The sequence below is a fragment of the Streptomyces sp. NPDC052040 genome, assembly GCF_044548405.1.
GTDB lineage: Bacteria > Actinomycetota > Actinomycetes > Streptomycetales > Streptomycetaceae > Streptomyces.
Map to the genome: position 1 here is coordinate 426,072 of NZ_JBIUBV010000001.1, position 26,519 is coordinate 452,590.

The 26,519-nt window shown below is 73.1% G+C and carries 21 protein-coding genes; 11 read left to right on the top strand and 10 right to left on the bottom strand.

The genetic code is table 11. The annotated features are described in order from the left end of the window. Nucleotides 1-147 precede the first annotated feature (147 nt). On the top strand, nt 148-1,386 hold the full coding sequence (locus tag ACIHAA_RS01735; RefSeq protein ID WP_399811653.1) for an SGNH/GDSL hydrolase family protein: 1,239 nt from the start codon (nt 148-150) through the stop codon (nt 1,384-1,386). Between the two features lie 27 nt (nt 1,387-1,413). Here the strand turns inward: ACIHAA_RS01735 and ACIHAA_RS01740 are convergent, their stop codons facing one another. Then, entirely contained in the window at nt 1,414-2,394 is a 981-nt protein-coding gene (locus ACIHAA_RS01740) for a helix-turn-helix domain-containing protein (protein WP_399811655.1), read from the bottom strand. A 1,493-nt stretch (nt 2,395-3,887) separates the two neighbouring features. Here ACIHAA_RS01740 and ACIHAA_RS01745 point away from each other — a divergent pair. From ACIHAA_RS01745 to ACIHAA_RS01755, 3 genes are all read left to right on the top strand, one after another. Continuing rightward, nucleotides 3,888-5,387 (top strand): protein phosphatase 2C domain-containing protein, encoded by a 1,500-nt coding sequence (locus tag ACIHAA_RS01745; protein WP_399811657.1) that lies wholly within the window; start codon nt 3,888-3,890, stop codon nt 5,385-5,387. Nucleotides 5,388-5,441: 54 nt separating this feature from the next. After that, a complete protein-coding gene (locus tag ACIHAA_RS01750) occupies nt 5,442-7,184 on the top strand; it encodes a pyruvate dehydrogenase (RefSeq protein ID WP_399811659.1) in 1,743 nt (580 codons plus the stop codon). 209 nt (nt 7,185-7,393) lie between these two features. Continuing rightward, entirely contained in the window at nt 7,394-7,876 is a 483-nt protein-coding gene (locus ACIHAA_RS01755) for an ATP-binding protein (protein ID WP_399811663.1), read from the top strand. A gap of 99 nt (nt 7,877-7,975) precedes the next feature. Here ACIHAA_RS01755 and ACIHAA_RS01760 read toward each other — a convergent pair whose 3' ends face one another. Then, complete coding sequence (locus ACIHAA_RS01760; protein ID WP_399811666.1) at nt 7,976-9,019, bottom strand: DUF2637 domain-containing protein; 1,044 nt, start codon at nt 9,017-9,019, stop codon at nt 7,976-7,978. A 326-nt stretch (nt 9,020-9,345) separates the two neighbouring features. Then, nucleotides 9,346-10,191: a (2Fe-2S)-binding protein gene (locus ACIHAA_RS01765; RefSeq protein WP_399811668.1), complete on the bottom strand. Its 846-nt coding sequence runs from the start codon at nt 10,189-10,191 to the stop codon at nt 9,346-9,348. A gap of 459 nt (nt 10,192-10,650) precedes the next feature. Between ACIHAA_RS01765 and ACIHAA_RS01770 the strand changes: the two genes are divergently transcribed. Further along, nucleotides 10,651-11,436 (top strand): GntR family transcriptional regulator, encoded by a 786-nt coding sequence (locus ACIHAA_RS01770; RefSeq protein ID WP_399813680.1) that lies wholly within the window; start codon nt 10,651-10,653, stop codon nt 11,434-11,436. An 87-nt stretch (nt 11,437-11,523) separates the two neighbouring features. Here the strand turns inward: ACIHAA_RS01770 and ACIHAA_RS01775 are convergent, their stop codons facing one another. Further along, a complete protein-coding gene (locus ACIHAA_RS01775) occupies nt 11,524-12,324 on the bottom strand; it encodes a hypothetical protein (protein ID WP_399811671.1) in 801 nt (266 codons plus the stop codon). Between the two features lie 152 nt (nt 12,325-12,476). Further along, on the bottom strand, nt 12,477-14,153 hold the full coding sequence (locus tag ACIHAA_RS01780) for a PucR family transcriptional regulator (RefSeq protein WP_399811674.1): 1,677 nt from the start codon (nt 14,151-14,153) through the stop codon (nt 12,477-12,479). A 436-nt stretch (nt 14,154-14,589) separates the two neighbouring features. Between ACIHAA_RS01780 and ACIHAA_RS01785 the strand changes: the two genes are divergently transcribed. The 5 genes from ACIHAA_RS01785 (at nt 14,590) to ACIHAA_RS01805 (ending at nt 21,517) form a co-directional block, all read left to right on the top strand. Continuing rightward, entirely contained in the window at nt 14,590-15,480 is an 891-nt protein-coding gene (locus ACIHAA_RS01785) for an FAD binding domain-containing protein (protein ID WP_399811676.1), read from the top strand. Beyond that, on the top strand, nt 15,480-16,052 hold the full coding sequence (locus tag ACIHAA_RS01790) for a (2Fe-2S)-binding protein (RefSeq protein ID WP_399811679.1): 573 nt from the start codon (nt 15,480-15,482) through the stop codon (nt 16,050-16,052). The genes ACIHAA_RS01785 and ACIHAA_RS01790 overlap by 1 nt, the downstream gene beginning before the upstream one ends. A 2-nt stretch (nt 16,053-16,054) precedes the next feature. After that, nucleotides 16,055-18,436: a xanthine dehydrogenase family protein molybdopterin-binding subunit gene (locus ACIHAA_RS01795; RefSeq protein ID WP_399811682.1), complete on the top strand. Its 2,382-nt coding sequence runs from the start codon at nt 16,055-16,057 to the stop codon at nt 18,434-18,436. A gap of 419 nt (nt 18,437-18,855) precedes the next feature. Continuing rightward, nucleotides 18,856-20,313: an NCS2 family permease gene (locus ACIHAA_RS01800; protein WP_399811684.1), complete on the top strand. Its 1,458-nt coding sequence runs from the start codon at nt 18,856-18,858 to the stop codon at nt 20,311-20,313. A 52-nt stretch (nt 20,314-20,365) separates the two neighbouring features. Further along, nucleotides 20,366-21,517, top strand: a complete 1,152-nt coding sequence (locus tag ACIHAA_RS01805) for an XdhC family protein (RefSeq protein ID WP_399811687.1) — start codon at nt 20,366-20,368, stop codon at nt 21,515-21,517. A gap of 233 nt (nt 21,518-21,750) precedes the next feature. Here ACIHAA_RS01805 and ACIHAA_RS01810 read toward each other — a convergent pair whose 3' ends face one another. The 5 genes from ACIHAA_RS01810 to ACIHAA_RS01830 form a co-directional block, all read right to left on the bottom strand. Continuing rightward, entirely contained in the window at nt 21,751-22,425 is a 675-nt protein-coding gene (locus ACIHAA_RS01810; protein WP_399811690.1) for a class I SAM-dependent methyltransferase, read from the bottom strand. Nucleotides 22,426-22,460: 35 nt separating this feature from the next. Then, entirely contained in the window at nt 22,461-22,913 is a 453-nt protein-coding gene (locus tag ACIHAA_RS01815) for an SRPBCC family protein (RefSeq protein WP_399811693.1), read from the bottom strand. Nucleotides 22,914-23,091: 178 nt separating this feature from the next. Beyond that, nucleotides 23,092-23,934, bottom strand: a complete 843-nt coding sequence (locus ACIHAA_RS01820; protein WP_399811696.1) for an RNA polymerase sigma factor SigF — start codon at nt 23,932-23,934, stop codon at nt 23,092-23,094. 51 nt (nt 23,935-23,985) lie between these two features. Beyond that, complete coding sequence (locus tag ACIHAA_RS01825; protein WP_399811698.1) at nt 23,986-24,420, bottom strand: response regulator; 435 nt, start codon at nt 24,418-24,420, stop codon at nt 23,986-23,988. Further along, entirely contained in the window at nt 24,417-24,791 is a 375-nt protein-coding gene (locus tag ACIHAA_RS01830; RefSeq protein WP_399811701.1) for a hypothetical protein, read from the bottom strand. Before ACIHAA_RS01830 ends, ACIHAA_RS01825 begins: the two co-directional genes overlap by 4 nt. 114 nt (nt 24,792-24,905) lie before the next feature. Between ACIHAA_RS01830 and ACIHAA_RS01835 the strand changes: the two genes are divergently transcribed. Beyond that, nucleotides 24,906-26,492 (top strand): ATP-binding protein, encoded by a 1,587-nt coding sequence (locus tag ACIHAA_RS01835; protein WP_399811703.1) that lies wholly within the window; start codon nt 24,906-24,908, stop codon nt 26,490-26,492. Nucleotides 26,493-26,519: the final 27 nt, after the last annotated feature.

Below are 26,519 nucleotides of genomic sequence, written 5' to 3' on the forward strand. Positions count from 1 at the left end.
CTGCGGCGCGGACCGTAGCAGGGTGTCCCGAATCGCCTGGTCACTCGAATGTGTGACGGGGTGTTATCCCGTCGACGTGTCCCGGGAAGACATGGAGCGCTTTCCGGCTCCGTGCCCGGGGCCGTCGGCGCGAAAGGGCGAGCCCATATGAACCACCTGCCCGAGATCACCGCAACCCGGCGCCGCTGCCTGTCCGTTGTCGTGTTCACCGCCCTGTCGACCGCCGCCGTCTTCCCGAGCGCCGTGGGCCGGGCGGAGACGGCACCTCGGTGGACCGGCACCTGGGAGGCCGCGCCGTCCGGCACCGCCCCCGCGCTGCCCGGCACCTCGATCCGCAATGTGGTGCACATCGGCGTCGGCGGCAGTGACGCCCGGATCCGCCTGTCCAACCGGCTGGGCACCGCCCCGCTCCGCCTCGACGCCGTCACCGTCGCCGTCGCCCTCCGGCGGGGCGGGTCGGCCGCCGGAGCCGGGGCGGTGCCGGGGTCCCTGCACACCGCCACCTTCGACGGCGCCCGCTCGGTGACCGTCCCGCCCGGCCAGGACCGGGTCACCGACGCCGTCCGGCTGACCGTGCCGGCGGACGCCGACCTCCTCGTCACCGTGCACACCCCGGCCGACTGCGGACCGGCGACCTACCACCGCACCTCCCTCCAGCCCGCCTTCCTCGCCCGGGGCGGCAACCACGCGGCCGACACCCCGGCCGCCGCCTACACCCACCGGGTCTCCCACTGGTACTACGTGACCGGTGTCGACGTCCTGCGCCGTACCGCCCCCGACAGCGTCGTCGCGCTCGGCGACTCCCTCACCGACGGCACCGGATCCTCGTACGGCACCGACCACCGCTGGCCCGACCTGCTCTCCCGGCGAGTGCGCGAACTGCCCGCCGAGCGACGCCCCGGGATCCTGAACGCCGGGATCTCCGGGAACCGCCTGCTGCGCGACGGAGTCGGCCCGAGCGCCCTGAAACGCCTCGACGCGGACGTGTTCTCCCGCACCGGGGTGCGGACACTGATCGTCTTCGAGGGCGTCAACGACCTCAAGGGCACTCCGCCCCAGACCGATCCGGGCGCCTTCGTCCGCGCGTACCGCCGGATCGTGAAGGAGGCCCACGCCCACGGCATCCGTGTCATCGGCGCGACCCTCACCCCTTTCGGCGGCCACAGCGCCTGGACCCCGGCCCGCGAGGGACTGCGGCACGCGGTCAACGCCCAGATCCGCAGCGGGGTGTTCGACGCCGTCGCGGACTTCGACGCGGCCGTCCGCGACCCCGGACGCCCCGACCGCATCCGGCCGGTCTACGACTCGGGGGACCACCTCCATCTCGACGACGCGGGCATGGCGGCGCTGGCCGCGGCCGTCGACCTGACGGGATCCGGCGGCTGACCACGTCTCCGGTGAACGGGCCGTCCGTCAGTTGCGGGCCACCCAGCCGCGTTCGTAGGCCTGCCAGCCGAGTTGGAGCCGGGTCGTGACCCCGGTCAGCTCCATCAGCCGCTTCACCCGCCGCTGTACGGTGCGCAGCCCCAGGTCGAGCTGTTTGGCGACACTGGCGTCGGTCAGCCCCGCGAGCAGCAGTGACAGCACCTCCAGGTCGGTGCCGTCGGGGCCGTCCGGCGCCTGTTCGGTCGCGCCCGACGCACCGAGCCGCAGCGGCAGCGCGTCCCGCCACACCGACTCGAACAGGCCCGACAGCAGTTCCAGCAGCCCGCTGGCGTGCACCACCAGCGCGGCGGGCTCCGCACTGTGCGCGGTGAGCGGAACCATGGCCAGCGCCCGGTCCGCGACCACCAGTTTGGTCGGCACCCTATCGGCGACCCGCACCTGTTCGTCCCGGCTCAGCGCGGCTGCCAGCTCGGTGACGCCCTCGGGCCGGTCGAGCACCGCGCGCTCGACGACCACCCGGTAGCGGACACCGCGTCCGGCGGCCTGCGCCTCCGCGTCGTTCTCCGTCCCGGTCACGGCCACCGGGGTCCCGGTGACCAGGGCGCACACCTCCTCCGTGGCGCCCAGCTGGAGCTGGAGAAAGCGCTGGGTGACCGCGGCCGCGCCGATCACCACCTCGACCAGGTCGTGCACCGCGGGCTCGGAGGCCGCCGCCCGGTACTCCTCGGCCAGCAGCGCGGCCGCCAACTCGGCCTTCTCCAGCTCGTGCCGCTGCTGGGTGAGCAGCGCCCCCAGCGCCACCCCCGGCGGTGCGGCCACCCAGCGGCCGGGCCGCGCCGACGACTGGGCGGCGAGGCCGTGCCGCTCCAGTCGCCGCAGCACACGCTCGGTGTCGCGCTCGCCGAGTATCAGCCGCCGCGCCAGATCGGGCACATCTGCGGCGCCCACCGACACCAGTGCCCGGTACGCGGACTCGTGTCTCTCGTCCAGCCCTATCGCTGCCAGCATCAGCCGTCGTCCCCTCCCCTGAGACAAGACCCGCGGTGTCGCGCGTGGCGGGAAACAGCCACGGCGCAAACCCGCCTCGGAACATCATCGCCGCAGCCCCCGTGCGTCTGCCAAGGTGGCGCCGTCGAAGGTGTTCGCCGCTCGAACCGCCGTCCACGCCCTGTCCGTACCGCCCTGTGGGGTCTGTTCGGCCTGCGCGGACGCGGACCGAGGGAGCCGTGGGGCCTCGAAGACGTGACGGGAGACCGGAGGCGTGCCGGACCCGTCACCCCGGTGCCGTCGGGCGGTTCCCCCGTGGGGGGTGGAATCGTCCGGCGGCCCGACCTGCCCGTCCGGCGCCGGAATCCGCGGTATTGCGGGGCACCCGGCACCCCGTCAGGTCCTGCCGAAGAGAACCGTTTTCCCGATGACCCGTTTCCGGGGGCCGCGCTCGGTGGACACTTGGGGACATGAGTCAGCAGGGGGAGAAACCCGACGGCTACGAGGACGACTGGTGGGGGCAGTTGTACGACGACTCCCCCGGGGACGCGGGACCGGCCCCCGGGGCCGACAGCCTGGACGACCGCTTCGCCTCCGCGGCGGACACCGTCGGCGGGGAGATCCCGCCGTCCGGGCCGCCGGAGGAGGGGCGGGGGAGTGAACCGGGTCCGCAGCCTCAGGGGCGACCGGCGGACGGTTCCGGCCACTTCGCCGCTTCCGCGCCGGGCATTGCTCCGCCCGGCCCCGGAGAGCCCTGGCAGCCGGCCCCGCGGTCCGGCTCCGACCCGCATTCCGGCTCCGGCCCGCATTCCGGCTCCGGCCCGCATTCCGGCTTCGCCGGGCGGTCAGACTCCGGCCCGCATTCCGGCTTCGCCGGGCGGTCAGACTCCGACCCGCGTTCCGGCTCCGGCCCGCGCTCAGGCTTCGCCCCGCGTTCCGGCTCCGATCCGCGTTCCGGTTCAGCCTCGCGTTCCGGCCCGGCCCCGCGCTCGGACTCCGCCCCGGGTTCTGGCCCCGCCCCGGGGTCCGGTTCAGTCCCGCGTTCCGGCCCGGCCCCGCGATCGGACTCCGCCCCGCGTTCCGGCCCTGCCCCGTGGGATCCGCCGTCCAGGCAGCCGCGGGGTCCGGTGACCTTCCCGTCCGGCCCTGAGCCGTCGGGCTTCGGCACGGAGGCCCGGCCGGGCGAGGGCTCTACGGAACCACCGCCTGCGGCACCTCCGCCCATGGGCCGTGCTTCGGCCGACGTGGAGCCCGGGCGTCCTCCGGCGGCCGAGCCGGCTCCGGGGCGCCCTCCGGAGGATGTGCCGTCGGGGCGTACTGCGGCCGATGTGCCGCCGGGCAGTCCTTCGGCCGATGTCCCGACGGCTCGCCCTCCCGCGGATGCACCGCCGCCTCCGGACCATCCGCCGACCCTTGCGCAGCAGCAGCCTCCGGGTGCTCTCTCGCGGGATGTTCTGCCGCCGCCCGACCGCTCCCCGTCGGATGTGCCCCCGTTGGATGTGCCTCTGTCGGCCGTGGATCCCCGTGCGGCCGCGCCCGCAGCACCCGAGCGCTCGTCCCCGGATCGCGCCCAGCCGGGGCCGCCCCCGCCGGTCGTAGACCCCCGTTCGCCCGCACCCCAGCTCCCCACCCGTCCCTTCCAGGACCCACCCCCGCCGACCGGGGCGCCCCGGACTGCCGTACAGCCGTCCCCTGTCCACCCCCTCCCCGACGCACCGCCGCCTCCTGCCCATCCCCCCGCCTTCCCCACCGGATCCACCCCGGACCCCGCCGAGGTCGCTCCCACCGCACCAGTCCCCGACCTCACCGAGGTCGCCCCAGCCCCCGTCGAAGCCGCCCCGAACCGACAGGCCCCGGCCCCCACCGCACCCACCCCCACCGAGGCTCCCCTGGACCCCATCGAAGCCGTCCCGAACGGACAGCTCCCGCCCCTCGCCGTAGCCGCCCCGCCCCTCACCGACCCGCTCCCCGCCGCAGCCGCCCCACCCTCCACCGACCCGCTCCCCGCCGTACCCGCTCCACCCTCCACCGACCCGGCCCTCACCGACCCGCCCCTCACCGACTACGTGGGCTCAGGGCCGCCCACCTACGATGCCGAGCCCAGTGCTCTGCCGCTCGCTGATCCGGACGGGCTCGATGAACTGGTTCCGGACACCGTGCTGGACGGGGCGCGCATCGGGGCCGGTACGCTGCGGGCCGCCTCCGTGCGCGGCGACTCCGCGCGGTTCCGGGGCGAGCCGCGCCGGGACTGCCTGCTCACCGCCCGTTTCGGCACCGGGGAGCAGGCCCTCGTCCTGGTCGCCATGGCGACCGGCGCGCGGGGCACTCCGGGGGCGCACCGCGCCGCCGCCCAGGTGTGCCACTGGATTGGACGCGCCGTCGGGCGCAGCCATCTCCGGCTCGTCGAGGACATCCGTGCCGCCCGCCGCGGCGAGCTGAAGTCGGGCCTGCACCGGCTCACCGACCGGGGCTTCGGCAGGCTCCGGGCGAGCGCCGAGGAACTCGGGGCCGACCCGGAGGAGTACACCGCCGACCTGCGCTGTCTGCTGCTGCCCGGGGACCCGTCCTGCCGGACCCGGGTGTTTTTCGGGGTGGGGGAGGGCGGACTGTTCCGGCTGCGGGACGGGGAGTGGCAGGACATCGAGCCCCGGTTCGCCGGGACGGCGGGCGAGGCGGTGGCCGGTTTCGGTTCGCCGCCGTCGGAGACACCCGAGGGCGACCGCGTCACCCTGGACCTCGGTGTCACGACGCCGCCGGACCTCCCGGACCCCGCCGAGCCGCCCCGGGACCCCTTCCGTTTCCGGGCCTCCGTCGCCCGCCCGGGTGACACCCTGCTGCTGTGCACCAGCGGCCTGGCCGACCCCCTGCGCGGCGAACCGCAGCTCGCCGAGCATCTGACGCTCCGCTGGTCGAGGGGCGGGCCGCCGGGGCTGGACGCGTTCCTCGCGGACACCCGGGTGAGGGTCAAGGGGTATGCGGACGACCGTACGGCGGCCGCCGTTTGGGAGGCGTGATCGCGGTCACTGTGGATTGATGGACCCCAGGAGACGGAAGGGGTGCATGGATCCATGGCCAAGCAGAACGTCGCCGACCAGTTCGTCGACATCCTCGCCCGCGCGGGAGTCAAACGTCTGTACGGAGTGGTCGGCGACAGCCTCAACCCGATCGTGGACGCCGTACGCCGCAACTCCGCACTCGACTGGGTGCATGTCCGGCACGAGGAGACCGCGGCCTTCGCGGCGGGCGCCGAGGCGCAGATCACCGGGAAGCTGACCGCCTGCGCGGGCTCCTGCGGCCCTGGCAACCTGCATCTGATCAACGGCCTCTACGACGCCCATCGCTCCATGGCGCCGGTGCTCGCCCTCGCCTCCCACATCCCCTCCAGTGAGATCGGCCTCGGCTACTTCCAGGAGACGCACCCCGACCGGCTGTTCAGCGAGTGCAGCCACTACAGCGAGCTGATCTCCAACCCGAAGCAGATGCCCCGGCTGCTCCAGACGGCGATCCAGAACGCGATCGGCCGCGGTGGTGTCAGCGTGGTCGCGCTCCCCGGTGACATCGCCGACGAGCCCGCGCCCGACAAGTCCGCCGAGACCGCCCTCGTCACCTCCCGGCCCACCGTCCGCCCCGGCGACGCCGAGATCGACCGGCTGGTGGCGATGATCGACGAGGCGGACCGGGTCACCCTCTTCTGTGGCAGCGGCACCCGGGGTGCGCACGCCGAGGTCATGGAGTTCGCCGAGACGATCAAGTCCCCGGTGGGGCACGCCCTGCGCGGCAAGGAATGGATCCAGTACGACAATCCGTACGACGTCGGAATGAGCGGGCTGCTCGGCTACGGCGCCGCCTACGAGGCCACCCACGAGTGCGATCTGCTGCTTCTGCTGGGCACGGACTTCCCGTACAACGCCTTTCTGCCGGACGATGTGAAGATCGCCCAGATCGATGTGCGGCCGGAGAACCTGGGCCGCCGCTCCAAGCTGGACCTCGCGGTCTGGGGCGATGTCAAGGAGACGCTGCGGTGTCTCACCCTGCGGGTGCGGGCCAAGCAGGACCGGCGCTTCCTGGACAAGATGCTGAAGAAGCACGCGGACGCGCTCGAAGGCGTGGTGAAGGCCTACACCCGCAAGGTGGACAAGCATGTGCCGATCCACCCCGAGTATGTGGCCTCCGTGCTGGACGAGGTCGCCGACGAGGACGCGATTTTCACGGTCGACACCGGGATGTGCAATGTCTGGGCCGCCCGCTACATCTCCCCGAACGGCCGCCGCCGCATCATCGGCTCCTTCTCCCACGGCTCCATGGCGAACGCGTTGCCGATGGCGATCGGGGCGCAGTTCACCGACCGCGGGCGGCAGGTCGTGTCGATGTCAGGGGACGGCGGTTTCTCCATGCTGATGGGCGACTTCCTGACGCTGGTGCAGTACGACCTGCCGGTGAAGGTGGTGCTGTTCAACAACTCCTCGCTGGGCATGGTGGAGTTGGAGATGATGGTGGCGGGACTCCCGGCGTACGGGACCGGTGCCAAGAACCCGGACTTCGCGGCCGTGGCGGAGGCCTGCGGGGCGTACGGCGTCCGGGTCGAGAAGCCCAAGCAGCTCGCGGGCGCGCTCAAGGACGCCTTCCGGCACAAGGGGCCCGCGCTGGTGGACATCGTCACCGACCCCAACGCGCTGTCGATCCCGCCCAGGATCAGCCGGGAGATGGTGACCGGCTTCGCGCTCTCCGCCTCCAAGGTCGTCCTGGACGGCGGAGTCGGCCGCATGCTCCAGATGGCCCGCTCCAACCTGCGCAACGTGCCCCGCCCCTGACGGCCCCTCAACGCAACCCCGCAACAGAGCCTCACAACAGAACCCCGCGACACAATCCCACGGGCGGTGGTCGTCCGGGAAAGTCCCATCTGGTGCTGTACGCACGTCAGTTGACGATTCGACAGGACTGGCGACTGCCGGATGGGGCATGGATCCCCCTGACGGGTTCGGGTAGGAGGGGTACCGACAACCACGTACGGGCGGGGGCCATGAAGAGGCGAGTGCGAGGAGGCGGTCCCGCGACCATCGGGGCCTTCTCGGCGAAGAAGACGGCGGAAGCGGCCGAGGGCGCGAGGGGACGCGCAGCGGACCCCCAGCTGAGCCGCAGGCTGGGACGGGCGGACTTACGGGCGGTGCCCGAGGCACGCAGGGCACTGCGGGAACTGCTGAGGCACTGGGGGAAGCCGGAACAGTCCGAGATAGCCGAACTGCTCACCAGCGAACTGGTCACCAACGCTCTGGTCCACACCGACCGCGACGCGGTCCTGACGGCGACCGTCTCCTCCCGTGGACTCCATGTGGAGGTACGGGACTTCGTCCGGCGCCGACCGCATCTGCGGATGCCGACCACCGACGACGGCACACACGGCAGGGGCCTGGTCCTGGTGCAGTCCCTGGCCGACGCGTGGGGGGTCCGGGCGCACGGGGTGGGCAAGGCGGTCTGGTTCGACCTTGAGGCGGAGGCGGCCTGACCACCCGAGACGGAAGGGGGCGCGGCATGCGCCGCGCCCCCTTCCTACGACGACCGATGACGACCGATGGCGGCCCGGCGCCGGCCAGGTCCGGTCTTCTCAGCCGAACTGCTGTTCAAGGTCCTTGAGTTTGCGCTCCAGGGAGTCCAGCCGCGGCAGGGCCATGGTGTCGTCCTCCGCGGTGAGGTCGACCCGGATCGGGTCGGCGGAGGAGTTCCGGACGGGCTGGAGCGAGGGGCGGTTCGACGAGGGCAGTTCCCCCGCCGCCGTGGCGGCCTCCGCGGGGACCGGCGCGTCGGCGCGCTCCACGGTGGGCATGTCCACCTGGCGTCCGCCGTTGCCGCCGCTCAGCGCGCGGTGGCCCCGGCTGAGGGCCTTCAACTGGGCGCGCTCCATGCGCTGCTGCTCGCGGCGGCGCGTCCGGTCCTGCTCCTTCTGGCGGCGGTCCTCGCGGACCTCCTCGACGGCCTCGTCCAGGCTGCGCACGCCCTCCAGCAGCATCAGCGACCAGGCGCGGTACGTCTCGCGCGGGGCCCGCATCCAGCGGACGATACGGATCTGCGGCAGCGGACGCGGCACGAGGCCCTGCTCACGCAGCGCGGCCCGGCGGGTCTGCTTCAGCGCGCGGTCGAAGAGCACCGCGGCCGACAGGGACATGCCCGCGAAGAACTGCGGCGCGCCCGCGTGGTCGACGCCGCGCGGGGCGTGCACCCAGTTGAACCAGGCGGAAGCGGCCGCGAACGTCCACACCAGGATCCGGGAGCCGAGGGCGGCGTCACCGTGGCTGGCCTCGCGCACCGCGAGCACGGAGCAGAACATGGCCGCGCCGTCCAGGCCGAAGGGGACCAGGTACTCCCAGCCGCCCGTGAGGCCCAGGTTCTGCTGGCCGAAGCCGACCAGGCCGTGGAAGGAGAGCGCCGCGGCGACGGCGGCGCAGCAGAAGAGCAGTACATAGGACGCCGAGGCGTAGATGGTCTCCTTGCGCCTGCGGCGCTCCTCGGCACGCTCCCACGAGTCGTCCGCGCTCGCTTTCTCCCCGGAGGAGCGCTTTCCGCGCGCGAGCACCGCCACCGCCGCCACTGCGCCCAGGAGCAGCACGGCGCCGGGAAGCAGCCAGTTCAGCGATATGTCGGTCAGTCTCATCTGGGGTCCCTTGCATTGGGATAGGGCGTAACGCCCGCCATAGTGGCCCAATTCCACCGGCCCTCAGGGGGTTTCGGGGCAAGAGGCCGCCAAGGAAGTGCAAGGGGATGCCCTGGGCGACGTTCTGCTCGAACTGCCGCGTGAGGGGCGGGAGTTGAGTGCGAATAAGACTACCCGGACGGGCGGTTCCGCGAAAAGTTACTGAGGCGGGTGGGGGCGGTGTGATACACCTGCCGTCCGAGTGGGGTCTCGTTCGAGTGGATCTTACGGCACGTCACACAGCCTCCGGTCCGCCGGCCCCCGGCGGACCGCACGCCGAAGACGCCTCAACTCGCGGCGAGCGCGGTCTGCTTGGCCGCCCTGACCGGGTCGCAGGAGCGCGGGCAGGTGGCGCACATGTCCTCGGGGCGCAGGGTGTAGAAGAGGCAGCAGCTCACCCGGTCCCGGGTCGCGCGCGGCTCGCCGTCCGGACCGGCCAGCTTGCGGAACCCGGCCGAACCGGCGTACGGCTTGGTGGCGCCCGGCAGCAGCAGCTCCAGCTCGCGCAGGGCCCGCCGCTCCTCGCCGAGCAGCCTGGCGACGTACCAGAGGCCCTCGACCAGTTCGTCCGTCGCCATTCCCCACAGGGCCCGCCCGCGCCGTCGCATCCGCGGGCCGAAGGCGGCCAGTAGTGGCTCCAGGTGCTCGGCCACGGCCTCCCGCACCTCGGCCCGCAGTGCCTCCTCGTCCGCCACCACCCGGGCCCCGGGCAGCGCGGCGGCGGGGTCGTCCGGCAGGCAGGCGAAGGTGCCGGTGCGCACGGCCATGCGGCCCGTACCGCGGTGCAGGGCGACCTGTTCCACGGACAGCCGGGGCACCCGGCGCAGCAGGAACCACGGGAGGGAGATCAGCAGACAGGCCGGCCATGCGTAGCGGTGCAGTCCGAAGCTCGCCACGACGTCCGGCCGGGCCCGCTGCCCGTAGTCGCGGAGCACCTGGGCCTCGTCCCAGGCCAGGAACGCGTCGAGAGCGGCCTCGTCCTGCGCCAGGCGGGCGGCCGGAAGCCAGCCGTCGCCCTCGGGGGTCGCCTCGTCCGGACCCGGCTCCCCGATGGTCAGCGCCGGATACGCCTCGCCGAGCCGGGCGTACGCCGCCGAGAGCGGGGACGGGTGCAGGACGGAGAGGGAGGGCATGGGGGGACCGCCGTTTCACGAGCTGTCGTAGGCAAGCCTTACCTTACCTAACGTATCGAAGATGAAAGGCGGGGGAACCGGAGCGTAAGGTGCCCAAGGTGTTTTACGAGCGGTAAACAGCCCCAGCGGGACGTGCTCGGCCCCGCAGCACCGTCAGGACCCCAGGAGGAGCCCGTGGAGCAGGCCCGTTCGCGCCGCGCGGAGGGCTCCGCCGGGGAGCGCACCGCGGACGCCCGGCCCGGGGCGGTGCGGCCCGATGCGGCGGACGGGGTCCGCGAGCGGGGCGCCCCCGAGCCCGCCACCCGCGGTGAGCACACCCACGGCGAGCCCGCCGTCCCGCGCCCCCGCCTGCCGAAACGGCCTTCCTGCGGCGACGGAGGCGCCCTCGGCGGCGAGCACCCTGGGGGCGGGCAAGCCGCAGCGGCCGATGGGCGGGCGGTGGCGGCCGCCGGGGGAGCCATGACGGCCGCCGGGCAAGCCGTGGCGGCCAACGCGGGAGTGGCGGCGGCCAACGGGGGAGTGGTGGCGGCCTACGCGGGGCCGACGGTCCGCGGAGAGTGGCCCGGGGTGGGCCCGGAGGGGGCCGGGTGCGGGACGCCGTCCGGGGAGGGCGGGCGCCCTGCCGTGCAGCGGGCCACCGTCCGCCGCCAGATCCTGGACGCCCTGCGCACCGCGCTGGTCGCGGGAGAGCTGGCCCCCGGGGAGGTCTACTCGGCACCCGTGCTCGCCGAGCGCTTCGGGGTGTCCGCGACCCCCGTGCGCGAGGCGATGCAGCAGCTCGCGCTGGAGGGGGCGGTCGAGGTCGTCCCCAACCGCGGCTTCCGGGTCGCCGTCCGCGGCGCCCGCGAACTGGCCGAACTCGCCGAGATCCGGGAGCTGATCGAGGTCCCGGTGATGCTGCGGCTCGCCCGTACCGTGCCCGCCGAGCGCTGGGCGGAGCTGCGGCCGCTGGCGGAGGCGACCGCCCGGGCCGCGACCTCCGGGTGCCGGGCCTCCTACGCGGAGTGCGACCGCGCCTTCCACCGTGCGGTGCTCGCCCTGGCGGGCAACGAGCAGCTGGTGCGGATCGCGGAGGACCTGCACCGCCGGGCGCAGTGGCCGCTCCTCGGCGCCCCCGGTACCCGCGGTCACGCGGACCTGATCGCGGACGCCGCCGAACACACGGCCCTGCTCGACGCCCTGGTCGCCCGGGACCTGACGGTGGTGCAGTCCCTGGTGCGCGAACACTTCACCGGCGCGGCCTGAACCGAACACACCGATCGCCCCTCCGCCTGCACCCGCGCCCAGCGCCCGGCGCCCCTGCACCCGCGCCTGCGCCTGCGCCCAGCGCCCCTACGACGCAGCCGGTCCGGCCACCGGTCCCGGCGCCGGTCTCACCGACGCCAGCTGCCGTGCCAGCCACGTCGGTACGCCGCCCAGGAGGCGGAACAGGCGGCCCGCCTCCGCGCGCAGCCGGGAGGCGTCCGGTTCGGCCTCCGTGTCCGCGAGGGACGCCAGCGCGGGGGCCGTACCCACCAGATAGCCCAGTTCCTCACGGATCCGCAGCGACTCCGCGAAGCCGTGCCGGGCCTCCGCCAACTCGCCGTCCCGCAGGGCGAGTCCCGCCAGATGGCGCCAGGTGAAGGAGAGCAGCAGCGGGTCGCCGTGCGCGGTGGCGCCCGCGTGGGCGCGGCGGTAGGCGGCGCGGGCGGCCTGCGGGGAGCGGGCGAGGTTCTCGGCGAGGAGCCCGCGCCGGAAGTCCAGCAGGGCCCGCCCCGGGGCGCCCGGCGGAATCAGCGCCGCGGCCCGGCCGAGGGCGGCCCGTGCCTCGTCCGCCCGGTCCCGTACCCCGTGCAGCGTGGCCGCGTAGGCCAGTTGGCCGCGTTCACAGGCGGCCGCGCCCCGCTCCTCGTCGCTGTGGGCCCGCGCCTCGGCCGTCCGCAGCGCGTCCTCGGCCTCCTCCCAGCCGCGCTCCGTGTACAGGCACCGCTCGACGAACAGCGAGGCCCGTTGGAGCGACGCCCCGGCCGTCTCCGGTGGCAGCAGGGCTGCCGCGTCGGCCCAGCAGGCGCGGGAGCGCAGCCGCCACACCGCGGTCTGGAGCGGATCGTCATCTGCGGTCGTTCCGGAACCGGACATGGCGGTATGCGCCACGTTGCCCTCCCCGAGCACGCCATTGGGCTGTTGAGTGGTGGCGGCATTCCAGCACCAATCGCGGCACCGGGCCAAGGGGGTGGGTGAAGGAATTCACAAAGTCGTGTGACGCCTGGGGCGGGTGGTGCCACCGGTGCCCGAGGGCCATGACCTCAGCTCATCCGCAACGCCAGGAAGAAGTCGAGCTTGTCCTCCAGGCGTGACAGATCACGTCCCGTCAACTGCTCGATACGCCCCACCCGGTACCGCAGCGTGTTGACATGCAGGTGCAGCCGGGCCGCGCAGCGGGTCCAGGAGCCGTCGCACTCCAGGAACGCCTCCAGGGTCGGGATCAGCTCGGCGCGGTGCCGCCGGTCGTAATCGCGCAGCGGGTCGAGGAGGCGGGCCGTGAAGGCACGGCGGACGTCGTCCGGGACGAACGGCAGCAGCAGGACGTGCGAGGCCAGCTCGTGGTGGCCGGCGGCGCAGACCCGGCCGGGGCGGGCGGCGGCCACCCGGCGGGCGTGCCGTGCCTCCTCCAGCGCCCCGCGCAGCCCCTCGGCCGAGTGCACCGCGGCGCTGACGCCCAGGGTGAGCCGCCCGTCGTCGTCAAGGCCCGCGGACAGCGGGCCCCGTACGGCCTCCAGCAGGGCGTCGGCGAGGATGCCCGGCTCGGCGGCGTCGGGCTCCCCGGCGACCGCCGGGAGCGGGACCAGGGCGATCGCCTCGTCGTCCGAGTGGGCGACCGCGATCCGGTCGGAGGGCTCGGGACCGGCGGACCGCGGGTCGACGAGGATCTCCTCCAGCAGCGACTGGGCGACCGGGCCGCCCGCGATGTCCTCGCCCGCCGCGCCGTCCCACTCGACGCGCGCCACGACCACCTGCCAGAGCGGGGCGGCGCCCAGCCCGGGCAGCAGCACGGGCGCGGCGACCCGCAGCCGGGCCGCGATCTCGGCGGGCGCGGCACCCGTCTGCACTAGTTCCAGGACCTCCTGGGCGAGCCGCCGCCGCACCGTACGGGCCGCGTCCCGCCGGTCCCGCTCCACCGCGATCAGCTGGGTGACGCCCTGGAGCAGGTCCAGCCGCTCGGCGGGCCAGTCCCCGGCGTCCGCCTCGACCGCGAGCACCCAGTCCGACAGCACCGTCTCGCGTACGTCCCGGGCGCCGCCGCCCGGCCGTCCGCCGCTGCCGTGCACCGGGAAGAGCGAGTAGGTGTCCGCCCCCACCGTCGTCCGGTACGGCCCCCGCCGTCCGGTGCGTGCCGCCGCGAGCTGCTCGGCCGCCAGCGCGGCGCACACGTCGGAGCCGGGGCCCGGCACCGGGCCCGCGATCGGCCGCCCGGTGGGGGAGAGCACCCAGGCGCGCAGGTCCAGGTCGGAGCCGAGCAGATCCAGGACGACGTCCGGGCCGCCGCCCGCCGGTCCCGAGGTCATCATCCGGCGGTGCCGGTCCACCACGGCCGCGAGGTCCCCGGCGCGCTCGCCGGACACCTGGCGCACCACATGCTCGGTGATGGTGGCGAAGGCCACGGACTCGTGCACGGCGAACAGCGGCAGCCGGTACCGGGCGCAGGCCTCCAGCAGATCGTCCGGGACGTCGCCCAGCTCCGCCTCGCCCACGGCGAGCGCGGCGACGTCCGCGCCGGCCAGGACCCGGACGAAGGGTTCGGCGTCCGACCCGTCGTGCCGCCACGCCAGGCCGGTGAGGACCAGTTCGCCGCCGGACAGATAGCGGCTCGGGTCCTTGAGGTCCGTCGTCATCACACCCCGCACGGTGCGGTCCAGCTTGTCCTCGCCGCCGAGCAGCCGCAGCCCCAGGGCGTCGGTGTTCAGCAGTGCGCGCAGGCGCATGTCTCGTCGCCGCCGTTCTTGTCCAGAAATCCATGTTCGGTCAGGGTGAGGGCCCGGCAGGCGGGTCCTCGCTCCGGGAGGAGGTCCTCCCGTCCGGAGCGCGCGCCCACGGTGTGCCGAGGGGGTGTTCTCGGCCTCCGAGAGCAGTCCGGGACGATGCCCCGGGGTGTGGAGGCCGCTCGCGTCCCCCTCCGGAAGGGTGCTGTGTTTCCGGAGGAAAGCGGAGAGGTTACCGAGGGCCTCCGTTCATATGAATCTACAAGATGGCGGCCGTGGCCAGCCAACTCCTTCATGGTTTCGGTGACTGATGGCGATGGCGTACACGGCGGTGTACTGGGCCCACCCCTTGTGGAACAGGACCTTGAACGAGCCGCGACCGCCGCACCCGATCTGGCTCGATTACCATGCCTCACGAGACGGAGAAGAGAGCCGTTCAATGGACTTCCTTCGCCCCGCAACCTGGGAGGAAGCGCTCGCCGTCAAGGCGGAGCACCCTTCCGCCGTGCCGATCGCGGGCGGCACCGATGTGATGGTCGAGATCAACTTCGACCACCGTCGCCCCTCCTGCCTGATGGACCTGAACCGCATCGGGGAACTCCAGGAGTGGGAGACCGACGGTGGCAGCGTGCGGCTCGGCGCCTCGGTCCCGTACGCGAGGATCATGGAGCAGCTGCGGACCGAGCTGCCGGGACTGGCCCTCGCCTCCCACACCGTCGCCTCCCCGCAGATCCGCAACCGCGGCGGCGTCGGCGGCAACCTCGGCACCGCCTCCCCGGCCGGTGACGCCCACCCCGCCCTGCTCGCGGCCGGAGCCGAGGTCGAGGCGGAGTCCGTGCGCGGCACCCGGCTGATCCCGATCGACGACTTCTACACCGGGGTGAAGCGCAACGCGCTCGCCCCGGACGAGCTGATCAGGGCGGTCCGGGTGAAGAAGGCCGACGGCCCGCAGCAGTACGCCAAGGTCGGCACCCGCAACGCGATGGTGATTGCGGTGTGCGCCTTCGGTCTCGCCCTGCACCCGGAGACCCGCACGGTCCGCACCGGCATCGGCTCGGCCGCCCCGACCCCGGTCCGGGCCAGGGCCGCGGAGGACTTCCTGAACGCCGTACTGGAGGAGGGCGGCTGCTGGGACAGCGGCGGGCCCGTCCCCCCGTCGGCCGCGCGGCAGTTCGCCGAGCTGTGCGCCGCCGCCTGCAACCCGATCGACGACGTCCGGGGCACCGCGGGCTACCGCCGCCACGCCATCGGCGTCCTCGCCCGCCGCACCCTGGCCTGGACCTGGGAGTCGTACCGCGGCACCGCCCGCACCGCGAAAGGAGCCGCGTGATGCGTGTCCGCTTCACCGTCAACGGACGGCCGCAGGAGGCCGACGACGTGTGGGAGGGCGAGAGCCTGCTGTACGTGCTGCGCGAGCGGCTCGGCCTGCCCGGCTCCAAGAACGCCTGCGAACAGGGCGAGTGCGGCTCCTGCACGGTCCGCCTCGACGGGGTGCCGGTGTGCTCCTGCCTGGTGGCCGCGGGACAGGCCGAGGGCCGCGAGGTGGTGACCGTGGAGGGCCTGGCTGAGTACGCCGCCGAGCGCTCCTGCGGCACCGGCGGCCGGGGCACCTCCCTCGACGAGGCCAGGCGCTGGGACGCCAAGGGCTCCGGCCCGGGCGGCGGCCAGGGCGCCGAACTCTCCCCGGTCCAGCAGGCGTTCATCGACGCGGGCGCCGTCCAGTGCGGCTTCTGCACCCCGGGGCTGCTGGTCGCCGCCGACGAGATGCTGGAGCGCAGCCCCAACCCCACCGACGCGGACATCCGCGAGGCGCTCTCCGGGAACCTGTGCCGCTGCACCGGCTACGAGAAGATCATGGACGCGGTCCGCCTGGCGGCCGCCCGTCAGTCCGAGGGGGTCTGAGCATGCCCAACGGCGCTCCCACCAAGATCACCCAGGGCTCGGGCACCAGGGGCGGCATCGGCGAGTCCACGCTCCGCCCGGACGGCACCCTCAAGGTCACCGGCGCCTTCGCCTACTCCTCCGACATGTGGCACGAGGACATGCTCTGGGGCCAGATCCTGCGCTCCACGGTCGCCCACGCCGAGATCGTCTCCATCGACACCGCCGAGGCCCTCGCCACTCCTGGCGTGTACGCGGTCATGACCTACGACGACCTGCCGACCGAGGTGCGGCACTACGGACTGGAGATCCAGGACACCCCCGTCCTGGCCCACGGCCGGGTGCGCCACCACGGGGAGCCCGTCGCCATCGTCGCCGCCGACCACCCGGAGACCGCGCGCCGCGCCGCCGCCAGGATCCGGGTCGAGTACCGGGAGCTGCCCGTCATCACCGACGAGGCCTCCGCCACCGCCCCGGACGCGGTCCTGCTGCACGAGAACCGCGACGACCATCACGCGGCCCATGTCCCGCACCCGAACATCGTCCACCGCCAGCCCGTCGTCCGCGGCGATGTGACCGCGGCCCGGCGGCGGGCCGATGTGATCGTCGAGGGCGACTACGTCTTCGGCATGCAGGACCAGGCGTTCCTCGGCCCCGAGTCCGGGCTCGCCGTCCCCGCGGAGGACGGCGGCGTCGACCTCTACATCGCCACCCAGTGGCTGCACGCCGACCTCCGCCAGATCGCGCCCGTCCTGGGCCTGCCCGAGGACAAGGTCCGGATGACCCTGTCGGGCGTCGGCGGCGCCTTCGGGGGCCGCGAGGACCTGTCGATGCAGATCCACGCCTGCCTGCTCGCCCTGCGCACCGGCAAGCCCGTCAAGATCGTCTACAACCGGTTCGAGTCCTTCTTCGGGCACGTCCACCGCCACCAGGCGAAACTGCACTACGAGCACGGCGCCACCAAGGACGGCAGGCTCACCCACATCAGCTGCCGGATCGTCCTGGACGGCGGCGCCTACGCCTCCTCCTCCCCGGCCGTCGTCGGCAACGCGGCCTCGCTCGCGGTGGGCCCGTACGTGGTGGACGACGTCGACATCGAGGCCGTGGCCCTCTACACCAACAACCCGCCCTGCGGCGCCATGCGCGGCTTCGGAGCGGTCCAGGCCTGCTTCGCCTACGAGGCCCAGATGGACAAGGTGGCCGGTCGGCTCGGCATGGACCCGGTGGAGTTCCGGCGGCTCAACGCGATGTCCCAGGGCGCGGTCATGCCCACCGGGCAGATCGTCGACTCCCCGGCACCCGTCGCCGAACTGCTGCGCCGCGTCAAGGCGTTGCCGCTGCCGCCGGAGCGCCAGTGGGAGAGCTCCGAGGGCACGGATGTGCGCCAGCTGCCGGGCGGACTGTCCAACACCACGCACGGCGAGGGCGTCGTACGGGGTGTCGGCTATGCCGTCGGCATCAAGAACGTCGGTTTCTCCGAGGGCTTCGACGACTACTCCACCGCCCGGGTCCGTATGGAGGTCCTCGGCGGCGAGGCCGTCGCCACCGTGCACACGGCGATGGCGGAGGTCGGCCAGGGCGGGGTCACCGTCCACGCCCAGATCGCCCGCACCGAGCTGGGCGTCAGCCAGGTGACCATCAACCCCGCGGACACCCGCGTCGGTTCGGCCGGCTCCACCTCCGCCTCCCGCCAGACCTACGTCACCGGCGGCGCCGTACGGCACGCCTGCGAGCAGGTGCGGGAGAAGGTCCTCGACCTCGGGCGCCGCCGCTTCGGCCCGTACCACCCCGCCTGGGCCACCGCGGAACTGCTGCTGGAGGGCGGCAAGGTCGTCACCGACGGCGGCGAGGTACTCGCGGACCTGGTGGACGTCCTCGGCGAGGAGGTCGTCGAGCTGGAACGCGAGTGGCGGCACCGGCCGACCCAGCCCTTCGACCTGCGCACCGGCCAGGGCAACGGACATGTCCAGTACTCCTTCGCCGCGCACCGCGCCGTGGTGGAGGTGGACACCGAACTGGGCCTGGTCAAGGTCGTCGAACTGGCCTGCGCCCAGGACGTCGGCAAGGCGCTCAACCCGCTGTCCGTCATCGGCCAGATCCAGGGCGGCACGACCCAGGGCCTGGGCATCGCGGTCATGGAGGAGATCGTCGTCGACCCCAGGACCGCCAAGGTGCGCAACCCCTCCTTCACGGACTATCTGATCCCCACCATCCTCGACACGCCGACCATCCCCGTCGATGTGCTCGAACTCGCCGACGACCACGCCCCCTACGGGCTGCGCGGCATCGGCGAGGCCCCCACCCTGTCCTCCACCCCGGCGGTCCTCGCGGCGATCCGCGACGCGACCGGCCTGGAGCTGAACAGGACCCCTGTGCGGCCGGAACACCTCACCGGCACCGCATAGGACCCCGCGCCGCCCCGACCGGCGTGCCGCCTCGGCGGCACGGCGCCGGGCGCGACGGGGCATCGCCGCCGGACGGGCCTGGCCAAGGGCTCGTGCGCGACGGCACACCGCCGCCGGACCGGCCTGACCGAGGGCTCGGGTGCGACGGCAACCGCCGCCGGACGGGCCCGACCGAGGGCTCGGGCGTGACGGCGTATCGCCGCCGGACCGGACCAGCCGAGGGGCCGGGCACGGTGGCACATCCGCCGGACGGGCCCGACCGAGGGCCGTCCGGAGTGCAGCACCGCACCACCGTTTGTCGCAGTACGGCACCACCGTTCGTCTCGGGCCGTCCCCCGGGTCGTCCATTCCCAAATCCCGGGCGCGCCGCCACCGGGCGGCCGCCACGGGTGCCCCTGTGAACCTTGGGAGATGGCACCATGACCCAGCAGTCCCTGGAGCCCAGGACCACCGCCGAGGAGGCGGGCGCGGGAACCCGCGTCCCGGCCGGCCGGTCCTGGCTCGACCGGTACTTCCACATATCCCGGCGCGGTTCCACCGTCGCCCGCGAGGTGCGCGGCGGGATCACCACCTTTATGGCGATGGCCTACATCCTGCTGCTCAACCCCGTGATCCTCTCCGGCCGGGACGCGGCGGGCGACACGCTCGGCCGCCAGGCCCTGATCACCGCCACCGCGTTCGCCGCGGCCCTGACCACCCTGCTGATGGGATTCGTCGGCAAGGCGCCGCTCGCCCTCGCCGCCGGACTCTCCGTCTCCGGTGTGCTCTCCTCCCAGGTCGCCCCGGAGATGACCTGGGCGCAGGCTATGGGCATGTGCGTGCTGTACGGCGCCGTGATCATGCTGCTGGTCGTCACCGGCCTGCGGGAAATGATCATGAACGCGATCCCGCTGGCACTCAAGCACGGCATCACCATGGGTATCGGCCTGTTCATCGCCCTGATCGGCTTCTCCAAGTCCGGATTCGTCCACCAGGGCAAGGCCACCCCGCTCACCCTCGGCCCGGCCGGGCAGCTCACCGGCTGGCCCGTCCTGCTCTTCGCGGGCACCCTGTTGCTGATCTTCATGCTCCAGGTGCGCAATGTGCCCGGCGCCATCCTGATCGGCATCCTCGGCGGCACCCTCGTCGCCGCGCTCCTCAACGCCACCGGGGCCGTCGGGGCCCGCGTCTGGGCGGCCGGGCCCCCCGAGCTGCACGGCGGCGCGGTCTCCATGCCCGACTTCTCGCTCTTCGGACATGTCGCGTTCGGCGGCTGGGGCAGGGTCGGCGCGATGACCGTCGCGATGATCGTCTTCACCCTGGTCCTGGCGGGCTTCTTCGACGCGATGGCCACCATCATCGGCGTCGGCACCGAGGCGGGCCTCGCCGACGACAAGGGCCGTATGCCGGGCCTGTCCAAGGCGCTGTTCATCGACGGCGCGGGCGGCGCGATCGGCGGGGTGGCGGGCGGCTCCGGACAGACCGTCTTCATCGAGTCCGCCACCGGGGTCGGCGAGGGCGCCCGCACCGGCCTCGCCTCGGTCGTCACCGGCCTGTTCTTCGCGGCCTGCCTGTTCTTCACCCCGCTCACCGCGCTCGTCCCGCAGGAGGTCGCCTCCGCCGCGCTGGTCGTCATCGGTGCGATGATGTTGATGAACGCCCGGCACGTCGACTGGGCGGACCGCGCCACCGCGATCCCGGTCTTTCTGACCGTGGTCCTCATGCCGTTCACGTACACCATCACCGCCGGTGTCGCAGCGGGAGTCGTCGCGTACACCGCCGTCAAGACAGCCCAGGGCAAGGCCCGCGAGATCGGCGCCTTCATGTGGGGCCTGACCGTGATCTTCCTGGTCTACTTCGCCCTCCACCCGATCGAGAGCTGGCTGGGCGTCCGCTAGCCCCCGTCCGTCCTTCCTTCCCCCCCCCACACACCGCCAAGGAGATCGAGAGATGCTGGACATCGCCGACGAGCTGCACCGGTGGGCCGCGCAGGGACGTGACTTCGCCGTCGCCACCGTGGTGGCGGTCGGCGGCAGCGCCCCCCGCCAGCCCGGCGCCGCCCTCGCGGTGGACGCCGAGGGCACGGCGATCGGCTCGGTCTCCGGCGGCTGTGTGGAGGGAGCCGTCTACGAGCTGTGCCGGGGCGCCCTGAAGGACGGCATCACCGTCTCGGAACGCTTCGGCTACAGCGACGAGGACGCCTTCGCGGTGGGCCTGACCTGCGGCGGAGTAATCGATGTCCTGGTCACCCCGGTCCGGGCAGCCGACCCCGACCGGCCGACGGTGGCGGCCGCGCTGGCCGCCGCCGCCTCCGGCACCCCCACGGCGCTCGCCCGGATCGTCGCGGGCCCGGCGGAGCTGCTCGGCCGGGCGCTGCTGGTGCGGCCCGACGGCGGGTACGAGGGCGGTCTCGGCGCCCACCCGGAGCTGGACCGGACGGTGGCGGCCGAGGCGGCTGACTTTCTGGAGGCGGGCCGCACCGGCACACTGGAGGTTGGAGAGCAGGGCTCTCGTTGTGGAGCACCGCTCACGGTCCTGGTCGAGTCGTCCGTCCCGCCGCCCCGCATGATCGTGTTCGGCGCGATCGACTTCGCCTCCGCGCTGGTGCGCATCGGCAAGTACCTCGGCTACCACGTCACCGTCTGCGACGCGCGCCCGGTCTTCACCACTCGTGCCCGCTTCCCGGACGCCGACGAGATCGTCGTGGAGTGGCCGCACCGGTACCTGGAGCGCACCCGGACCGACGCGCGCACCGTCCTGTGCGTCCTCACCCACGATGCCAAGTTCGACGTGCCCCTGCTGAAGCTGGCCCTGCGCCTGCCGGTGGCGTACATCGGCGCGATGGGCTCCCGCCGCACCCATCTGGACCGCAACGACCGCCTGCGCGCGGTCGGCGTCACCGAACTGGAGCTGGCCCGGCTGAGGTCGCCCATCGGCCTGGACCTGGGCGCCCGGACCCCCGAGGAGACCGCCCTGTCCATCGCCTCGGAGATCGTGGCGGCCCGCCGCGGCGGCAGCGGTGCCTCCCTCACCGGCGCACACACCCCGATCCACCACGACATCGCCCGGGCTGTTGCGCGCCGGATCGGCTCGGTGGCCTGAGCCGGGCAGCGGGCAGCGGGCCGCAGGCCGCGCGTTGCGGGCCGCGGGCCATGGTCATGGTGTGGTGGGTCGGTTCGGTGGTCTGAGGTGGGCGGTTCGATGGCCTGCCCCGGACTACGGGTGCGCCGGATCGAATCGGTGATACGACCCCGGTCAGCCGGTCAGCCGGTCAGCCGGTCAGCCGGTCAGCCGGTCAGCCGGTCAGCCGGTCAGCCGGTCAGTCGGTCAGTCGGTCAGCCGGGCCTGCGGGCGAGCAGGCAGGCCTGCGGAGTCTTCTCGTGCTCCCCGTCGGCGGCCCGCACCAGCTGGGCGACCTCCTCGAAACCGGCCCGCCCCAGCAGCTGGGAGATCCGCTCCGGCGCGTACCGGTACACCTCCAGGGAGAGGTCGTGGCCGTAGGCGTGGTCCAGATGCGTCTGCCCCTCGCCCGCCTTGAAGGCCAGCAGCAGCTGTCCGCCCGGCGCGAGCACCCGGTGGAACTCGGCGAACAGCACCGGCAGTTCCCCGGGCGGGGTGTGCACGGTGGAGTACCAGGCGACGGCACCGGCCAGCGCCCTCTCTCCGAGATCGAGAGCTGTCATGGACCCCACCTCGAACCGCAGCTCCGGACAGGCCTGCCGGGCCACGGCCACCATCCCGGGGGACAGATCGACACCGAACACATCCAGCCCGAGCCGGGCCAGATACGCCGTGATACGACCGGTGCCGCATCCGAGGTCCCCGACGGGCCCGCCACCGCCGTCGAGCACCCGCTCCGCGAACACCCCCAGCATGGCCCGGTCGAAGGGCATCCCCGCCAGCGCGTCCCGCAGCAGCCGGTCGTAGTCGGCGGCCACCGTGTCGTACGACGCCCGGGTGGTCCGCAGATGCGGCGGCTCCCGCCCCGCCTTCCCGGGGAGCGAGGGCATGAGTCCGGGGCGGGGTCTCGGTCATGGCACGGACCCTACGGCCCACCACTGACACCGGGCCCCGGACCGGTCCCGAGCAGCCCGTCCACCGCCCGCCCGAACATCCACCGGGCCGCCCGCTCCAGCGACGGGTCGAAGAGGCCCGGCAGCGGACGTACGGAGAGATCCTCCCGCCACTCCACACACGAGCGGTCCTCCCCGCGGGGCCGCACCTCGATCTCCGCCCAGCCGGTCACCACCCGGCCGCGCTTCTCCAGCCGGCAGAACGCCGGGGGCTGCCAGACGGTCACCTCCATCGTGTCGTCGAAGGTGAACGGCCCCCTCCCGGAGCGCGCCACGAACACCGTGCCCACGGCCGTCGGCGGCGGGGTGAGCACGGTCACCCGGGTCAGGGGCACCACGTCCCCGTGGCGCGGCCAGTCCGTGAGCCGCTGCCAGGCCTGGTCGGCGGGGAGCGGAGCAAGGCGTTCGAGGCGGAAGAGGACCACCGGGGGATCGTACGCAGCGCCCGCCGCCCGCCACCGCCCCGACGCGCGCACCGCGCTCCTCGGCGGGGGAGCCGTTCGCCCGACCCGCGCCCCCGGCAACGCCGAAGTCCGGCCCGGAAACGACGAAGTCCGCCGCGGGGCGGCGGACTTCGGGGGACCGGGCGATCGCGGGCGGTCGTCAGTGGGCGGCGAGCATCCCCGTCCGCAGCCGGGCGAGGGTGCGCGTCAGCAGGCGCGAGACATGCATCTGCGAGACGCCGAGACGCTCCCCGATCTGGGCCTGGGTGAGTTCCTCCACGAACCGCAGATGGATGATCCGCCGCTCGCGCTCGTCGAGCCCGGCGATCAGCGGGGCCAGCGCGTGGAAGTCCTCCACCAGTCCCAGCGCCGCGTCCTCGGACCCGATGAAGTCCGCGAGCACGGTCTCGCCGTCCTCGCTGCCGCCGATCGTGGCGTCCAGGGAGGCCGAGCTGTAGCCGTTGGCGGCGAGGCGGGCCTCCACCACCTCCTCCTCGGACAGGGAGAGCAGTTCGGACAGCTCCCCGGTCGTCGGAGTGCGGCCCAGCCGACTGCTCAACTCGTCCGTGGCCTTGGCCAGTTGGACCCGGGCCTCCTGGAGGCGGCGCGGCACGTGCACGGCCCAGGAGGTGTCCCGGAAGAAACGCTTGATCTCGCCGACGATGTAGGGCACGGCGAACGTGGTGAACTCCACCTCGCGCGACAGCTCGAACCGGTCGATCGCCTTGATCAGGCCGATCATGCCGACCTGGACGATGTCCTCCATCTCCTGCGGCCCGCGGCTGCGGAACCGCCCGGCCGCGAAGCGGACCAGGGACATGTTCATCTCGATCAGCGTGTTGCGCGCGTACTGGTACTCGGGCGTGCCCTCCTCCAGTACGGTCAGCCGCTCGAAGAAGAGCTTCGACAGCTCACGGGCGTCCTTCGGTGCCACCCCGGAGGCGTCGCCCACCTCCGGAAGCGCGGCGCCGCGGGTCTGTGCGGACCTGATGGCGAACGTCACGATCTCTCCCCTCCTGAAACCCAAGCCGAAGTCGAAGAAGCAGCTGTTCCGTCAGCCGCGCGGCAGCCGGGTGACGGTTTCGAGATAGAAGGTGTCGATGCTCTGCACCGCACGTTCGAAGTCCTCGAGGTTGACCGGCTTGGTGACATAGGCGTTGGCGTGCTGCCGGTAGGCGCCGGTGACATCGTCGGGTGCGGACGAGGTGGTGAGGACGACCACCGGGATCGCGCGCAGATCCTGGTCCCCCTTGATGACGGCGAGCAGCTCACGGCCGTTCATCCGGGGCATGTTGAGGTCGAGCACGATCAGGTCCGGCCGGGGGTTGGCGGGATCGCGGAGGTAGTCGAGACCGGCGACGCCGTCGTGGACCTTGGTCAGAGTGCGGGTGCCGCCGCGGGCCAGGAGCGCGTCCTCGATGAGCATGGCATCGGCTTCGTCGTCCTCCACCAGCAGCACATCGTAGGGACGGACAGGGGCGATCATCATCGGGGGCTCCCGGGCTCGGAGGGTGCTGGGGGGTCTGCGGGGGACGGCGGTTGGTTGAGCAGGCCCGGCCACCGGCGGCGGGCACCCTGCCTCGTCAAGTTGGAGGCTCTGCCGATCTGCGGATAGCCGGCTCCGGCGTCGGCCGCCTGATGGGCGGCCTTGGCCTCGAGCTGGTCCACGGCCTGCTGGAGATAGGTGAGCAGATGGAGGTGCGCCAGGGCCTCGGCCTGCTCGGGTGAGTGCGCCACCGGCCCGGACACGGGCTCGAAGACCTCGGGAAGAAGCCGACCGACGAGGTCAGCGACCTCACGGGCGGCGAGCTCGGCGATCTCTGCGTCGGCCATCCGGAGCGAGAAATGGATGCCTGGCATGCGCACACTTTAGGGGCAGTCCCGCGCGGATGACAACATGCGTTGTCGTGGCGCTAGAGTGTCCTCGCCGCACGCAGGGCGCAGCGGCCATCCGGACACCAAGGAGTATTCGCGATGACGGCAGCGCAGGAACCGGCTCCCCGCAGAGCCGGCCCCTCGACCTGGACCACCCGCCGCTGGCTGCGCCACGGCATGGGGGTGGCCCTCGTTCTGCTGGTCCTCCTGGGCGGCGTGGGCGTCTGGGCCATGGACCGGGCCACCTCGATCACCGGGGAACTGGTCGACCGGCGCTCGCCCGCGCTGACCAACTCCGTGCGGCTGGAAGCGGCGCTGGTCAACCAGGAGACCGGCAGCCGCGGATACGGCCTGACCGGCGAGCGGCAGTTCCTGGAGCCGTACGAGCAGGGGCTCCGCGACCAGAAGACGGCCACAGCGCGCCTGGACGACCTCCTGGCCGGGCACCCCCGCGACCTCGCCGACCTGCGCACCGTCCTCAGCCGCGCGCAAGCCTGGCAGCAGCGCATTGCTGCTCCCGTCGCCGCCGCCCCCGCCGGTGCCCCCGTCAAGCTCGCCGGTGACCGGGCCGCCGAGGGCAAGTCGTTGTTCGACCGCCTGCGCCAGGCGATGACGGCCCAGCAGAACCGCCTCCTCGACTCCCGTATGTCCGCGGTGGACGACCTGCGGAGTGCCGAGCGCCTGCGCAATGGGGTCTTCCTTGCGATCGCCCTGGTCATCGCGGGGATGGCGGTCGCCGTGTTCGAGGGGCTGCGGCGCGGTGTCACCGACCCGCTGACCCGGCTCAGCACCGACGCGGGCCGGGTCACCCGCGGCGACTTCGCCCACCGCATCACTGCCTCGGGCCCCGCCGACCTGCGCGGTCTCGGCGCGGACATCGAGTCCATGCGCCGCCGTCTCGCCGATGAACTCGCCACCAGTGAGCAGCACCGCCGCCTCCTGGACGAGCAGGCCGCCGACCTCAAACGCTCCAACACCGAGCTGGAGCAGTTCGCCTACATCGCCTCCCACGACCTCCAGGAGCCCCTGCGCAAGGTCTCCAGCTTCACCCAGCTTCTGCAACGGCGCTACGCGGGCCAGCTCGACGACCGCGCCGACCAGTACATCGGCTACGCGGTGGACGGCGCGAACCGTATGCAGACCCTCATCAACGACCTTCTCGCCTTCTCCCGGATAGGCCGGGTCCACAACGACCACGACGCCGTCGACCTCAACGCCCTCGTCGACCAGACCCTGGACACACTCAGCATCTCCATCGCGGAAGCCGGTGCCCGGGTCACCCGCGACGGCCTCCCGTCCGTCGTCGGGGACTCCACCCAGCTCGGCATGCTGTGGCAGAACCTGATCTCCAACGCGGTGAAGTTCCGCGACCCCGACCGGCTGCCCGAGATCCACGTCGCCGCGGCGGAGCAGGACGGCCTGTGGCGGTTCACGGTCACCGACAACGGCATCGGCATCGACCCCGAGTACGCCGACCGGATCTTCGTCATCTTCCAGCGCCTGCACACCAAGGACCGCTATCCCGGCAGCGGTATCGGCCTCGCCATGTGCAAGAAGATCGTCGAACACCACGGCGGCACCATCGCCCTCGACCCCACCCCCGGCCCCGGCACCCGCATCACCTTCACCCTCCCCGCCTCCGCTCCGCGATCCGACGCCGAGGCGGTCGGGGTGGAGCAGGCATGAGCGCTTCAACCTGACCGACACCCCGCA

What these genes read in the sequence shown, in the direction of transcription:
- ACIHAA_RS01810 (WP_399811690.1), bottom strand. Translation starts at nt 22,425, where the DNA reads ATGCCCTCGCTCCCCGGGAAGGCGGGGCGGGAGCCGCCGCATCTGCGG.
- ACIHAA_RS01750 (WP_399811659.1), top strand. Translation starts at nt 5,442, where the DNA reads ATGGCCAAGCAGAACGTCGCCGACCAGTTCGTCGACATCCTCGCCCGC.
- ACIHAA_RS01770 (WP_399813680.1), top strand. Translation starts at nt 10,651, where the DNA reads ATGACGGCCGCCGGGCAAGCCGTGGCGGCCAACGCGGGAGTGGCGGCG.
- ACIHAA_RS01780 (WP_399811674.1), bottom strand. Translation starts at nt 14,153, where the DNA reads ATGCGCCTGCGCGCACTGCTGAACACCGACGCCCTGGGGCTGCGGCTG.
- ACIHAA_RS01760 (WP_399811666.1), bottom strand. Translation starts at nt 9,019, where the DNA reads ATGAGACTGACCGACATATCGCTGAACTGGCTGCTTCCCGGCGCCGTG.
- ACIHAA_RS01790 (WP_399811679.1), top strand. Translation starts at nt 15,480, where the DNA reads ATGCGTGTCCGCTTCACCGTCAACGGACGGCCGCAGGAGGCCGACGAC.
- ACIHAA_RS01800 (WP_399811684.1), top strand. Translation starts at nt 18,856, where the DNA reads ATGACCCAGCAGTCCCTGGAGCCCAGGACCACCGCCGAGGAGGCGGGC.
- ACIHAA_RS01795 (WP_399811682.1), top strand. Translation starts at nt 16,055, where the DNA reads ATGCCCAACGGCGCTCCCACCAAGATCACCCAGGGCTCGGGCACCAGG.
- ACIHAA_RS01825 (WP_399811698.1), bottom strand. Translation starts at nt 24,420, where the DNA reads ATGATGATCGCCCCTGTCCGTCCCTACGATGTGCTGCTGGTGGAGGAC.
- ACIHAA_RS01740 (WP_399811655.1), bottom strand. Translation starts at nt 2,394, where the DNA reads ATGCTGGCAGCGATAGGGCTGGACGAGAGACACGAGTCCGCGTACCGG.
- ACIHAA_RS01735 (WP_399811653.1), top strand. Translation starts at nt 148, where the DNA reads ATGAACCACCTGCCCGAGATCACCGCAACCCGGCGCCGCTGCCTGTCC.
- ACIHAA_RS01785 (WP_399811676.1), top strand. Translation starts at nt 14,590, where the DNA reads ATGGACTTCCTTCGCCCCGCAACCTGGGAGGAAGCGCTCGCCGTCAAG.
- ACIHAA_RS01835 (WP_399811703.1), top strand. Translation starts at nt 24,906, where the DNA reads ATGACGGCAGCGCAGGAACCGGCTCCCCGCAGAGCCGGCCCCTCGACC.
- ACIHAA_RS01805 (WP_399811687.1), top strand. Translation starts at nt 20,366, where the DNA reads ATGCTGGACATCGCCGACGAGCTGCACCGGTGGGCCGCGCAGGGACGT.
- ACIHAA_RS01765 (WP_399811668.1), bottom strand. Translation starts at nt 10,191, where the DNA reads ATGCCCTCCCTCTCCGTCCTGCACCCGTCCCCGCTCTCGGCGGCGTAC.
- ACIHAA_RS01830 (WP_399811701.1), bottom strand. Translation starts at nt 24,791, where the DNA reads ATGCCAGGCATCCATTTCTCGCTCCGGATGGCCGACGCAGAGATCGCC.
- ACIHAA_RS01755 (WP_399811663.1), top strand. Translation starts at nt 7,394, where the DNA reads ATGAAGAGGCGAGTGCGAGGAGGCGGTCCCGCGACCATCGGGGCCTTC.